We start from the raw sequence: 12,987 nt of genomic DNA, 5'->3' as shown, positions 1-12,987 counted from the left end.
CTATACTAAAACTATTATAGGTGGGGGGTGAAGTGGGAAATCATATATGGCACCCCGAATAAATGACAATTTTCAACAATAGTCTTTTTTCTTATAGCCAGTAACATTTCGTGTAAAGGGGGATTAAAGATGCAAGAGTTACTACAATCATTCTTAGAGGATGAAATTTCTGATCAGGAATTTTATGATGGAATCATTGATTTTGTATATTCCTTCAATATTAGAAGTGGAGAATATGAATGTAATCGATTTGTTATTAAAAAAATGGACCATTTAAACTTTATTATATTTGATGAATATGTAATTGATGACAAAAGAGAAATTCATAATTCCGTATCAATACATAAGAATAAATTCATAAAACTGGTCAATGAATTTGCAAAAAAGCAAGGGATTATAATAAGAAGTTCTTTTTAAGTAATCGAACACGCTTATCTGAAATAAGGAAAAGCGTCATTCTTTTTGAAAAGGTCCAGAATGCTAAACAAACAGGAAGTGTGGTGGTGTACTAAATGCAAAATGTAAGAACTATAACAAGTAATTTACCTGAGCAGTATACATAAATCCTTGGTAGGTGTATATAAACCGATTGAAACCGAAAACTGTAATACTGAATATGGAATAAGTGGTAATTTAGGTTTTAATACATACCTTATTTCAAATGCTACAGCAGCGTTTGGTTTGAAAGACCAAAATGATAGATATTATGATGCAGAAATTATACACAATATATCTCTAGCTACATTGAATGACGAATTTGCCATACGCTATGATAGCCACCTATAGGCAACAAGAATTTTGGATGCTTGAACTGATCAATGTTTCCTCTAATTCTATAAATAGGTTGGATCCATTCAAAAATTTTAAAGGTTAATGGAAAACTTCTTGAAAAAATGAGAAACTGGCTAATTGATTTAAAAGAAAACTAATAGGTGTGAATTAAATTATGATGATGTTAGGACTTTGTTTAAGCATACGCTTGAATGTATAACTGATACAAATTCGCGGAATGCGGATGTTTTAACGATATCTTTATGATTAATAAACCTTGTTGTAATCGTCCCGTATTCTGCTGGTAGTGTAAAACGTGTGATATCTCCATCCTTGTCAAGCTTGTCAGCTACTGGCTTTGTTAGAAGCGAAATGCCTAATCCGGCTTTGACACAGCCTATTACACCATCCAAGGTGTTTAATTCCATCATCTTGGTTGGCCTAATTCCTTTTGAATCCAGCCAGTTTTCCAATATATCTCTGTAAAAACATCCCGACTTAAACACAATGAATGTTTGATTGTTTAGTTGGTCAAAATCTATGCTAGTGAGGATATTTTTCTTTGAAACCAAAACCAACTCTTCTTCAACAACCTCAATTTTCTCCAACTCTGGATGATTAACTTCCCCTGCTACAAAGGCTCCTTCAATTTCGCGTTTCAAAGTTGCTTTTATTAGATCTGCTGTGGTACCGGTTTGAAGAGACAACTCTACCTGTGGGTATTGTTTATGATAGGAAGACAAAATATTTGGTAACCGAGTAGCTGCTGTTGTTTCCATTGAACCAATGGACAACGTTCCATTCGGCTTATTGCTGCTCTTTAACGTTTTCTCAACATCATTCATTAGACGTAGAACCTTTTCTGCATAAGTAAAAAGAATCTCGCCAGTAGCGGTTAGATTCACACCATGTTTATGACGATAGAATAGTGTGGTCTCATAATTCTTTTCAAGTCGTTTAATTTTTGCAGTCACATTGGATTGAACAAAATTTAGACTCTTGGCCGCTTTCGTAATATTGGCTTCCTTTGCAACTTCCGTGAAAACACGAAGATCTTCCAAATTCATGACTAACATCCCTTTTGATTTCAGATATCAATATTTTTGATGACAAGCAATAAAAAACATCATTTTACGTGTGTTTTTACTCCAATTATAATCAAGATATAGGATTTTGGAAACCCTTTTAATTATTACCATTGTAAGGAGGAATAATGATTTGTGGCATGAGAACGAGATTACTAGGAAACTAGACATTCAATATCCGATTATTCAAGCAGGAATGGCAGGGGGGACTACGACACCGGAACTTATAGCTTCTGTTTCCAATGCTGGGGGACTTGGGACTCTAGGTGCTGGTTATATGAACCCGAAACATATGAAGCAAACCATTCAGAAAATCAAAAAATTAACGAATCGGCCTTTCGGAGTCAATGTCTTTATTCCTGAAACACCGAATGTATCCGAAAAGGAAATTGAAAAAGCCAATGAATTATTGCGTCCCTTTCGCAAAGAATTAAAATTAACGGAACCGAAAGTTACAAAACCGTTGACCCATTTATTTGAAAAGCAAATGGAAATTATTTTAGAAGAACGGGTGCCTGTTTGCAGTTTTACATTCGGCGTTCCTTCTAAAGAAGAAGTTCAACAGTTAAAACAGAAAGGTACTATCGTTATGGGGACAGCAACTACTGTTAAAGAAGCAATGATCAATGAAGAACACGGTATAGATATGGTCGTTATGCAGGGAAGTGAAGCTGGAGGTCATCGTGGAACGTTTTCGGCATCATTTGATAAGGCCATGATTGGAACGATGGCGCTTATTCCGCAAACAGTTGATCATGTCAATATTCCGGTAATTGCCGCAGGAGGCATAATGGACGGGAGAGGTGTTTTGGCTTCTCTTACACTGGGAGCCCAAGCCGTTCAAATGGGAACCGCTTTTGTTACCAGTTTGGAAAGTGGAGCGAATAAGCAACAAATCGAGGCGATTTTGACCAGCACCGAGGAGCATCCAGTCATCACTTCGGCATTTAGTGGTAAACCAGCAAGAGGGATTCAAAATGAATTTATCACGAAAATGGCTCCATATGAACGGTCCCTCCCAGGTTACCCGGTGCAACACACATTGACCAAACAGATTCGAAGTGAGGCAGCCAAACAAAATAGACCGGAATGGGTCCATCTTTGGAGCGGTCAAAGCCCTCGATTAAGCAAACGAAAATCCGCTGCTTCCATAATTGCAGACATCGTTTCTCAAGTTGATGATCTTGTGAAATACAGATAAGGAAAAAGGGGAGATATTGGATGAGAACTGTTTATGCACTAGTAGCTGGAATGGCTTCTTTAATGATTGTTATGGGGATCGGAAGAATTGCTTACACTCCTATTCTTCCCTTTATGCAACACGACGTCCATTTATCCGAAAAGATGGCCGGGTATTTAGCCTCCTCTAATTATCTCGGTTATCTTTTCGGCGCATTGGTTGCCAGCTTTTATAGTTGAAAAAAAGGAAAGGCGTATTATTTAAAGTTCTATCTGGTTATTAACATTATCACGACCATCCTAATGGGGGTAACTTTCAATTCTGTATTTTGGTTGATCTTGAGACTGGTTTCCGGAATAAGCAGTGGACTTGTATTTGTTTTAGCTTCTGGAATTGTGTTAGAAACGCTTGAAGCTCATAAACGTCAATCCTTGTCGGGCATTTTTTATGGTAGTAACGCTTTGTATGGAGCATTCACAGCCCAGATCCTTGGAGTCATACTACCGGTTCTGACGCACAGTGCTGTTGGTGTTTTTCTAGGAGCCTTTTTATTCGGAGGAACATTTATGGGAATTACTACTTTGACTGTATCTAAAGGGGAAAGCTTATCCTTTCAAAATAGCAACAAGACGATTGGATACTTAACAGCTTCATACGGGATCGGACAAATTATAGGTCCCATCATTGCAGGGATGTTGACATACCGTACTAGTGATTATAATGGAGCGCTAATTTTTGCATCAGTGATTTTGTTAGTAGGTATAATTTTATTGTATATTGGTAATTACAAACAGGTTGGACAAAAAGAAGCTTTCAGCTAATGGTTCGTTAATGCAGGGTATGTTGGATTACGATAGGATCCCGTAGGGGCTCTGGTTACCAAAATGATTTGAAAACCAAAAAGTTGAACAGTTTAATAAATGTTATACCGAAAGGACTTACAGTTAATTTTCCTCAATGAGCCATTGAATTGAAAAAGTTTTGAGTATATAGAATCCGATTAAGTAGGTATTTACTAAAGATAACGGCAAATAGATAATGTTGGGCCGCCCGATTAATGTCGTCTTTCGTTTTAGAATTAATCTAAAACTTTTTGCTTCTTATTTTTGATGCAGCTAACAACATTTACAAGTAAATAACGGCTATAAGATTGAGTATGCTTAATGTTAGACTTGATGGATTGGACCAGAAAATCATGCAACTTTTCATAAGTTAAGATTTTTATATTTTGCTATGTTTTTCTTTTCATCATTTTATCTGCTTACCAAAAGGAATATAGCAATGAATATAATACTGATGATTCAATTATTATTTAAATATTAGAAATTATTGATTTAAAACATAAAAGTGGTATACTATATACAGGAGAAATACGGAAGGTGGAATTGGATTTGCCAGCATACTTGTAATGGTTGAGTAACTAAATAGTACATTTCTTTTTTTGAACATGATTGTTCAATCACGGGAGAAGTGTGCCTATTTTTAACCATTACAGGGAACGCAGGATAGTCAGTTGTTTTAATTCCAGCGGGATACCTATAAGGTATTCCGCTTTTTTAAATGGGAAATCTTTCTCCATTCAACCGTTGTTGCGTTCCTCTGAATAATTAGGAGGATCGTGTGTATGAGTTTTCATCATTTATTTACTTATGAGATCATTGCTCTGGAAACACCTTATATAAAAAGAAATTGTAGTAAATGTAAAACGAACACAGAATTTTATTGTAGTGAGAAATTCAGGATGAATGCAAATCAGAAATTAGTTGATATTTGGCTTATTTATAACTGTATACATTGTGAGGGAACTTGGAATTACCCTATTTTATCGAGAGTAAATATCAATAAAATTGAGTCTACGCTCATTCAAAAGTTTATGAATAATGATAAAGAGACAATTTGGTACTATGCTTTTCAAATCAACAAATTAAGAAAGCTATGTAATGATGTAAATACAGATATACGGTACGAGTTAAGAAAAGAAAAGCTCAATCCACTATCTAGCGAAGTCACTATTAGAATTTGCTATAAATATGATTTTGGTCTTAGAATAGATAAACTAATAGCAGAAATCTTTGCCATTTCAAGGTCAAAAGTAAATGAATTGTCTCAGAATGGAACTATTTTACTAAATCCAAACATTAAAATGAAGAGCAAGGTTATAGATGAGTTACAAATTACAGTCATTGGTGATTGGTACAAAGTTGATGCTTTGACATAATAGTCCATTATCGTTGTTATTAGAAATAATAAGAAACATTCTAAATAAGGGGAATATAGATGTCGACTATTAAACATAAGCAATTTATAAAAGCGCCTGTAGAAGTATGCTTTGACCTTGCAAGAAACGTAGATATACATCTTGAAACCACAGCAAAAACAAATGAAAAAGTGGTAGATGGGGTGACTGGAGGATTATTAGAAGAAAGTGATACTGTCACATGGGAAGCTACTCATTTTGATATTAAACAAAGACTAACAGCTAAAGTGACAGATATGAAGAAGCCTAACGAGTTTGTAGATATTATACTAAAAGGCGCTTTCAGTTCCTTCACTCATACACATCAATTTGTAAAAGAAACAGGAGGGACCCTTATGATAGATACTTTTGAATACAAATCCCCATTCGGTATTCTTGGAGTGGTGGCCGACAAATTATTTTTGGAAAAATACATGAAAAGGTTTATAGATACTCGTGCTAAAGAACTAAAAAGAATTGCTGAAAATAACGAATGGCTCATTCAACCATAGGGCCTCGTTTTAGAAGAACTCACTCAAAATAATTAAATGAGAATTATATCATCAAATTAATACCAAGTTTTTAGGAGAAATGATGATTATGTTTATTGGTTCAACAACATTCGGATTTATGGAACACATAGGCTATGTAACGTCTGTAGAATTCAAGAAGCTGACTTATACTTTTTGTCCAGTTTAGTGTTGACATTACAAAAAGTGTTTTCTCCCTATTGTTTAGGAATAGATTTACAGAAGAAAGGTAGTGTAATGATGAAAAATAATCATAAATTTGTAATGATAATGTTTACAGTACTATTAGTTATATTAGCTGCTTGCGGAAACTCATCTGAGGATTCAAATGCTATATTAAACAACGAGTTAACAGATAGTCACGCAACGCAGAATACAAATGGCAACTCATCTGAACACGAAGATACACAAAATGCATCAAATATCAAACCAGAGACAGGAACGGATTCTGCTGATGGCACAAACTTTGAACAGGAAGTGAAAAAACATAATAACTCAACAGGGGAACAAAGCCAAGAAGAACCTTTGGAAGAATATGTTCCAAATGAAGATGAAATTGTATTAAATAATAATCATTTAAAAAATAAAGATATACTTGAAGCGTTTATGAAAGTCGCTGGAGAAAACGGTGAAAGTGAAATTAGAGTAGTGAAGAACGAAGGGGTCAAAGGTGTGCTTATTTATGATTTGAAATCAAGGTATGATAAAGATGCCAAGCAGGGATGGATTGAGGTTTTTCCAGATTTGAGTCACTATAGAGCATCAAATAATGAAGTACAAGACGTTTTTAATAATGCGCGTCAGCAATGTGGATATATTTCAAAAGATGAGACAGAAGGGTATTATAAATTGAATGAATGTAGAACTCATTGGGAATATCGGTTGCTTCCAATTATTAATGAGGATGGATAGTATGAAACTTATAGGTATTGCAAATATCACTGGTTCTTTCTGGATGTAGAATTTTGGATAACCATAGCCTTTTACTATTACGACATTGTTATGTATTTACGCACACGACCTGTTAGAAGTTCTTAAATGTCATTTATTTTTCCGCAAAGGGGCGCAAATCTGATATAACGATGCGACAACTGTTAATTAATAGAGCCAGATAGTGGTATAATTTTTTAAAACCATATACACAAGTTGTAGGGGAGAAGTAAATGAATAGTAAAATAAAAGAATTAATTGATATTACAAAAACGAAATTTGGCTTAGATAACTACTATTTAAAAAGACACGGACTTAATCGGTATGTAAATATCTTCAACGAAACCGTATATACATTATCGATGGAATGGTTTCCTGATCATGTACAAGAACCAGAGGATGATTCTAATCCGGAAGGCACAGCAGTTATTGAAGTCAACGTCTATTCTCATAAGTTTGTTAGCGCTATTTTTGTAATGGATAAGACATATGCAAATAACGGAATTAGCTTTGCAGGTCTTCATACAAACGACATCATAAAATGGATGGAACAGGAAACTGGATTAACTTATGGGAGACAATTGAAACTTCATAAGGAAGAGGAAGGGAGACTTCTATTTAAAGAAGTAATTGATGGGGTTAGTGTTTCTCCGGCTGGCTCTGTTGAAATAGAATTTGACGCAGAAGGGAAGCTGACTTTTTTTGCTGTTCATGGCCAATTTCCTTCTAAGGAGATTATAAAAGAAGAAACATATACACTCTCTTTTGATAAGATAGAACATTTGGCAAAGGAACAATTGAAGTTGATTGAATTTCCTTCACATGAACAAAAAAGATTAATTCCTACATATGGAGTAGAAGAAGTTTATATTACCAATGATCAAATGACGGCGATTCCATTTGAATTTATCGTTGATGTAAGATCCTATATAAACATCGATAGAACCATTTTTTTGGATAAGAATAAGACAATTAAAAAACCATTTAAAAGACAAGAAATTAGCTGGACTGAAGAGGTAACTGCAGAACAAGCATTTTCATCTGAGCCAAGTCCTGATTCTTGTCCGATTACTAAGAAAGAGCAAGAGAAGTGTTTATTAGCAGTCAAAGACTTTTTACTTCAAAAGTATCCAAATGGCTCAGGAAGTTGGATTCTCAAAATGCTGTACCGTGACAGAGGTTATATTCATGCAATTTTAAGAGCAAAAAAACAAGTTAATTACGTATTTCAAAGAAAACTTATTGTCATAATTGATGCCAACTGCTTTCGATCCATAAATTATGTAGATAACAAACCGATGTTGGATATCTTTGACCAATTTCAAGCATCAGATGAAGCCACGATTGATAAGGAGGAGGCATATAAAAAATTAAAAGAACTATACGAGTTAAAGCCTTATTATGTATATGACTTCGAAGAGAAACAATATGTTTTGTGTGGTAAATTAGATTGTCAATATGGGGTGAATGCAAGCAGTGGCAAAGTCATTGCGTTAAATGATTTGTGAACCAGAAAAGTACATATTGTAGGTTGGGAGGTAAAGGTATCGGATCCCTCTTCAATAGGGTTTTTATGGAAATTATCCAAATCCACAAAAATTTGAATTGAATCTTCTTTATATATATCTATCTAAATATGGTATAATTAGGGAATGTTTTGAAGTGGGAATGCTAAAGAGAAATATGGATACCGTTCAGAATGGAAACGAGTTTTACAAAGAAAATACACACAAGCATATCTTGAAACAAAGGGGAAGAGTATGGAAAATTGGTTAGCGGAAATTATGGATGAGTTTGGTTATATGGGCATTATGTTGTTAATTGCCTTTGAAAATATTTTCCCTCCAATACCTTCTGAAGTAATACTAACGTTTGGAGGTTTTATGACAATCACTTCTAAACTTAGTATTATTGGTGTAATAACGTCAGCAACAGCAGGTTCAGTTATTGGAGCTATTGTTCTATATATTATCGGTTTACAACTTGATGTAGCAAGATTAGAAAAGATCGTGGGTAAATGGGGACATATTCTTCGTATAACACAAAACGATATTCACAAGGCTGATGCTTGGTTTGATAAATATGGTCCTTGGACGGTCTTCTTTTGTCGTTTTGTTCCTTTAATTCGTAGTTTGATTTCTATCCCTGCAGGTATGTCAAATATGAATGTTGGCATCTTTCTTTTATTTACAACATTAGGAACGTTGATTTGGAATATTGTTCTCGTGTGCTTAGGTGCTTCAGTAGGTGGTTCATGGGAAACAATTGTAGATTATATGGATGTTTATTCAAGAGTGATTTACGCTATACTGATCTTACTCGTTATAATTTTATTGTACCTATTTATCAAAAGAAGAAGGTAATTGTTATAAAGCTGAAGGCCGTGTCATTTAACTGTCCTAATGAAGTAAGAGAAGAAGATATTCAAATGTGGATTAAAGAAATGAGCACACTACCTAGTCGTATAAAGGCGTTACTGTATCCCTAGATAAATCAAAATTAACAAAAACATATAGAGAAAATAGCTGGAATATACGTCAACTTATTCACCATGTTTTAGATAGCCATTTAAACGGATATATGCGAATGAAATTAGCTTTGACAGAAGAAAATCCGGTAATTAAAACGTATGAAGTAAGTGAATGGGCAAGGTTAATAGATTGTGAGTTGCCTAGTAATGTTTCATTACAGCTCTTAGAAAGCCTACATGAGCGCTGGACATACTTACTTAAAAATCTAACAGCCATTCAATTCAAGCGTATCAGTATCCTGACGGTAGTAAAATGCGAACATTAAACAGGCACAAGGACGGAATAAAAAGCAGCGCGCCATCTTACCTATAAGGGCATTTTAATTAAGCAACATATTAAAAAAGTAAGCTCATGTAAATGTACGAACTAGTAGAATAGTTTAAGATATAATTTGAATCTCTATGTATAAAGGGAGGAATTATGGGTGAATAAGACCAGTGTGCTTATTAGTTTCTCGCTTATATTATTAATAGTTTCTATTATTCCATTATTTTATATCCTTCGTGAATATTGGATTGAACATCAAATAAACGAACGATACGAAATACATCACGCTTATCAAGATAGTCAAGTATTTGGAGATATGGAGGCTGTTCCAGAACTGACAATAAATGATAAAAACATTAAAATAATAGAAGAAAAAACGAGTAAGAAGGCACCATTAACTTCTTGGGATCAAGACGAGAATGTTTCTCCTGGAGACATAGTGAAAATACATCTTCTATTGAATGATGAAGAAATTTCCAAGCCTGATGAGATATGGCTTTCTAACCGTAATAGAGGGGGGAGATATTTTTCGTGGTTCGATATAGTAATCGTTACTGACAAATTGACTGGTAAAAAACAGATAAACATAGTTCAGAGATTGACAGATAACAACCAACCAATGAAAAGCAGGGAATGGAAAATAATCACTATTACTCAAGACAATGATGTTAGTGAAGAGGTTTTAAAATACTCCGAGAGAAACGATAATAAATTAGGTGTTAAGCTAATAAATTTTTCTGGTACTTCACTTATGTCTATGGGATATTACTCAGACATTACAAAAGGTTATCCAAATCACTTTTTTCCTTTCATATATCCTATTTCAACAAGTATAATAGGAATTTTTTTGTTAATCATTTCCTTAAATATTGTTTTATACAAGAAGAGACTCTTATTAATTGAAAGAGAGCTTTAGGAGGTTCTTTTTGATTCCTCTTCATTTTCAGTATTCCCGTATACGGACACAGTTGAATAGGGGGAACTGTATTATTTGCATGGTATAGCGTATTGTGAAAATTCAAGTGGTATTGAAATAATTGTTGATAGCAGTTCTATTTAGAATTTAATTATGCCATTCAATGAGAGAAACCATTGGATGTAGTCCCTTGATTATAAGATGGTTCAACGGTTTTAGTTATTAGTGAATTTAATCAACTATTGCTACAACATCGTTTAGATTTAAAAGAATGGGGTTTAACGGAACAAGGTGAAAGTTTCGAATTGAAATAGTCTTGGTTCATCCATTAATGACTGAGCAAGATCAAGCTATAGCCTTTTTTATCCCTTAATAGTATGAACATAACGATTGGAGTGGTACATATCGATAAGAACAATTATAAAAAAGATAATTTATCGTTGAAGATTGTGGCTTACTGGTTTGCTATACCTCGAATATGGCGCAGAAGTGTGTTTTGGGGTGTTATGTTCACATTAGCAATAGTTGGCTGGGTTAAGATAATAAATAAGTATTTGTAAGAGATGGAACAATATTACTCCTCTGTTATTAGAAACCTTTTAAATTAATCGCTCTTTGAGTATGAAGCGCTGCCCCTATGATAATGAGGTAGCTGAAGCTACATATAACGTGATTAAAACTGAATTTGTTTATGGAGAAACATTTGAAAGCCAGGAACAACTGGACCTGGCCTTATTTGATTATGTTCACTGGTATAATCATATCCGAATTCATGGCACCCTGGGCTTATCTTAGACCGATTGAGTTCAAGAAGAGACACCTTAATAAAATTATCTAGTTTTGTTTCGACAATCCATTTTATGGAATGAGCTTTCCGGAAGCTGTTATATATTTGAATGCGCAAGGTTATAAAGTAAAAGACAATTTTCAAGAGCAAAAGCCTAAAGAGCCTTATATATCCTTCTAATTATGAAGTGAAAGATAGGACAAAGGTTAAGGATTATCTTGTGAATGAACGGAAAATTCACCCTAAGATTGTTAATTGGCTTGATAGTAAAGACTTAATTGCGGGTAATGTGGTGTTTAAGTGGAAACAGCATGGATAGATCGTGGGTTCTGATCAAAATACGCGATTAGTTTCCATGTCTGGACTTAAGAGGCTGACAATGATTGATGAGATTAAAAGAATGGGGAGGAGGGTCGCAAGGTGCATCGCATAATCTATTGTACAGATAATGATAAGGCCGGGAAGGTTTGTGACTAAATATCAAAAATTGATTTACTAAATCGCTTTCATTTAATGATTCCCCTTCTAAAAAAGATTGGAATGAAGATCTTAATTAAATAAGTAATCAATTAAAAGTGACAAAGCTTTCCTTTTCTCGGACAATGAAAAGCGTTCACTAATAAATTATTGACATTGTGAAATTTAAGCCACAGTGTACATTTTTAGGTAAACATCGACAGTTTATTTAATAGGGTGACTATATAATCGCCTAAAGGTTGTATGAAATTTGGTAATTAATTCTATTTTATGTTATATTTAACAGAAATAAATTGAAAAGGGGAGTATATATGATAAATGGGGATAAAATTAAGGAGTTAATTAAACATCGATATCCGTTTCTTTTAGTAGATAGAGTTACAGAGTTAGAAGAAGGTAAAAGGGCAAAAGGAATTAAAAATGTCTCATTAAACGAAGAATTTTTTAATGGTCATTTTCCCAATCATTCAGTAATGCCAGGGACTTTAATAATTGAGGCTTTTGCTCAAGTGAGTGCTATAGCACTGAGCAAAGAAGAAAATAAAAATCAAATAGGTTTTTTAGCTGGAATAGATAACTGTAAAATTACGGAACAAGTGTTACCTGGTGATTGCTTGGAGATAGATGTAGAAATTTTACGGCTGAAAGGTACCGTAGGAAGAGGAAGAGGGGTTGCCACAGTTAATGAAAAGGCAGTATGTAAGGCGGATTTATTATTTGCAATTAAAAATATTAATTGACTTATATTTATTGAGCTTCTTTAGACTAACATTTAAGAAAGGTTGATGAATATAACATGAAAGCGATCTACCCAGGTAGTTTTGATCCTATTACAAATGGTCACATTGATATCATAAATAGAGCTAGTTACTTCTTTGATGAAATCATAGTAGCCGCTATGATTAACTCTGAAAAGAAGTATTTATTTTCAATAGAAGAAAGAAAAGATCTTATTGAGACTGAATTTCTACATAAATTCAATGTATCAGTAGTTTCTTTTAATGGGCTACTTGTTGACTACATGAAAAAAAATAATATAAAGGCGATTATTAAAGGACTAAGAACAGTTACAGATTACGGTTATGAAGCACAAATGGCCTTAACAAATAAAAAGCTGCATAGAGAGGCCGAAACGTTTTTCATTCATTCAACAGAAGAATATTCTTTCTTAAGCTCAAGCCTTATTAAAGAAATTTATTATAATAAAGGACGTGATCTACCTGAATATGTTCCTGAGCATGTATTGAAAGCATTGAAAAGTAAATATTGAATAGTTG

15 protein-coding genes and 3 pseudogenes are annotated in these 12,987 nt (G+C 34.0%); 17 read left to right on the top strand and 1 reads right to left on the bottom strand.

Going from position 1 to position 12,987, the window contains the following annotated elements; all coding sequences use genetic code 11:
* Window positions 1-129: 129 nt before the first annotated feature.
* On the top strand, window positions 130-417 hold the full coding sequence (locus D9782_RS16125) for a hypothetical protein (RefSeq protein WP_121605194.1): 288 nt from the start codon (window positions 130-132) through the stop codon (window positions 415-417).
* A gap of 201 nt (window positions 418-618) precedes the next feature.
* Window positions 619-786: pseudogene (locus D9782_RS16120) on the top strand (hypothetical protein); the annotation flags it as partial.
* 158 nt (window positions 787-944) lie between these two features.
* Here the strand turns inward: D9782_RS16120 and D9782_RS16115 are convergent.
* Window positions 945-1,838, bottom strand: coding sequence for a LysR family transcriptional regulator (locus tag D9782_RS16115; RefSeq protein ID WP_026680536.1), 894 nt, complete (start codon window positions 1,836-1,838; stop codon window positions 945-947).
* A gap of 151 nt (window positions 1,839-1,989) precedes the next feature.
* Between D9782_RS16115 and D9782_RS16110 the strand changes: the two genes are divergently transcribed.
* The 15 genes and pseudogenes from D9782_RS16110 (at window position 1,990) to coaD (ending at window position 12,980) form a co-directional block, all read left to right on the top strand.
* Window positions 1,990-3,057 carry an NAD(P)H-dependent flavin oxidoreductase gene (locus D9782_RS16110; RefSeq protein ID WP_121605193.1) on the top strand — a complete coding sequence of 356 codons (1,068 nt, stop codon included), beginning with the start codon at window positions 1,990-1,992 and terminating at the stop codon, window positions 3,055-3,057.
* A 20-nt stretch (window positions 3,058-3,077) separates the two neighbouring features.
* Window positions 3,078-3,428: pseudogene (locus D9782_RS23645) on the top strand (YbfB/YjiJ family MFS transporter); the annotation flags it as partial.
* A gap of 3 nt (window positions 3,429-3,431) precedes the next feature.
* Window positions 3,432-3,857: a YbfB/YjiJ family MFS transporter gene (locus tag D9782_RS23640; RefSeq protein ID WP_240455864.1), complete on the top strand. Its 426-nt coding sequence runs from the start codon at window positions 3,432-3,434 to the stop codon at window positions 3,855-3,857.
* Window positions 3,858-4,660: 803 nt separating this feature from the next.
* Entirely contained in the window at window positions 4,661-5,254 is a 594-nt protein-coding gene (locus tag D9782_RS16100; protein WP_121605192.1) for a DUF1062 domain-containing protein, read from the top strand.
* 59 nt (window positions 5,255-5,313) lie between these two features.
* Window positions 5,314-5,784, top strand: a complete 471-nt coding sequence (locus D9782_RS16095) for an SRPBCC family protein (protein ID WP_121605191.1) — start codon at window positions 5,314-5,316, stop codon at window positions 5,782-5,784.
* 189 nt (window positions 5,785-5,973) lie between these two features.
* Window positions 5,974-6,714, top strand: a complete 741-nt coding sequence (locus D9782_RS16090; RefSeq protein ID WP_162986418.1) for a hypothetical protein — start codon at window positions 5,974-5,976, stop codon at window positions 6,712-6,714.
* Window positions 6,715-6,965: 251 nt separating this feature from the next.
* Window positions 6,966-8,240 carry a hypothetical protein gene (locus tag D9782_RS16085; RefSeq protein WP_121605190.1) on the top strand — a complete coding sequence of 425 codons (1,275 nt, stop codon included), beginning with the start codon at window positions 6,966-6,968 and terminating at the stop codon, window positions 8,238-8,240.
* 252 nt (window positions 8,241-8,492) lie between these two features.
* On the top strand, window positions 8,493-9,095 hold the full coding sequence (locus tag D9782_RS16080) for a DedA family protein (RefSeq protein ID WP_026680528.1): 603 nt from the start codon (window positions 8,493-8,495) through the stop codon (window positions 9,093-9,095).
* Window positions 9,096-9,264: 169 nt separating this feature from the next.
* Window positions 9,265-9,528, top strand: coding sequence for a DinB family protein (locus tag D9782_RS23635; RefSeq protein WP_240455863.1), 264 nt, complete (start codon window positions 9,265-9,267; stop codon window positions 9,526-9,528).
* Window positions 9,529-9,687: 159 nt separating this feature from the next.
* Entirely contained in the window at window positions 9,688-10,446 is a 759-nt protein-coding gene (locus tag D9782_RS16070; RefSeq protein ID WP_121605189.1) for a hypothetical protein, read from the top strand.
* 377 nt (window positions 10,447-10,823) lie between these two features.
* Window positions 10,824-11,006, top strand: coding sequence for a hypothetical protein (locus tag D9782_RS23025; protein ID WP_162986417.1), 183 nt, complete (start codon window positions 10,824-10,826; stop codon window positions 11,004-11,006).
* A 43-nt stretch (window positions 11,007-11,049) separates the two neighbouring features.
* Window positions 11,050-11,284, top strand: a pseudogene (locus D9782_RS16065) (IS3 family transposase); the annotation flags it as partial.
* Between the two features lie 136 nt (window positions 11,285-11,420).
* Window positions 11,421-11,552: a hypothetical protein gene (locus D9782_RS23815; RefSeq protein ID WP_256365752.1), complete on the top strand. Its 132-nt coding sequence runs from the start codon at window positions 11,421-11,423 to the stop codon at window positions 11,550-11,552.
* A gap of 469 nt (window positions 11,553-12,021) precedes the next feature.
* Entirely contained in the window at window positions 12,022-12,450 is a 429-nt protein-coding gene (gene fabZ, locus D9782_RS16055; protein ID WP_121605187.1) for a 3-hydroxyacyl-ACP dehydratase FabZ, read from the top strand.
* A gap of 56 nt (window positions 12,451-12,506) precedes the next feature.
* Window positions 12,507-12,980 (top strand): pantetheine-phosphate adenylyltransferase, encoded by a 474-nt coding sequence (gene coaD / locus D9782_RS16050; protein WP_121605186.1) that lies wholly within the window; start codon window positions 12,507-12,509, stop codon window positions 12,978-12,980.
* Window positions 12,981-12,987: the final 7 nt, after the last annotated feature.

It is taken from the genome of Virgibacillus sp. Bac332 (assembly GCF_003667785.1).
Lineage (GTDB): Bacteria > Bacillota > Bacilli > Bacillales > Amphibacillaceae > Virgibacillus > Virgibacillus salarius.
The sequence above is the reverse complement of the archived record's forward strand: the minus strand, read 5'-3'. Positions and strand labels throughout refer to the sequence as shown.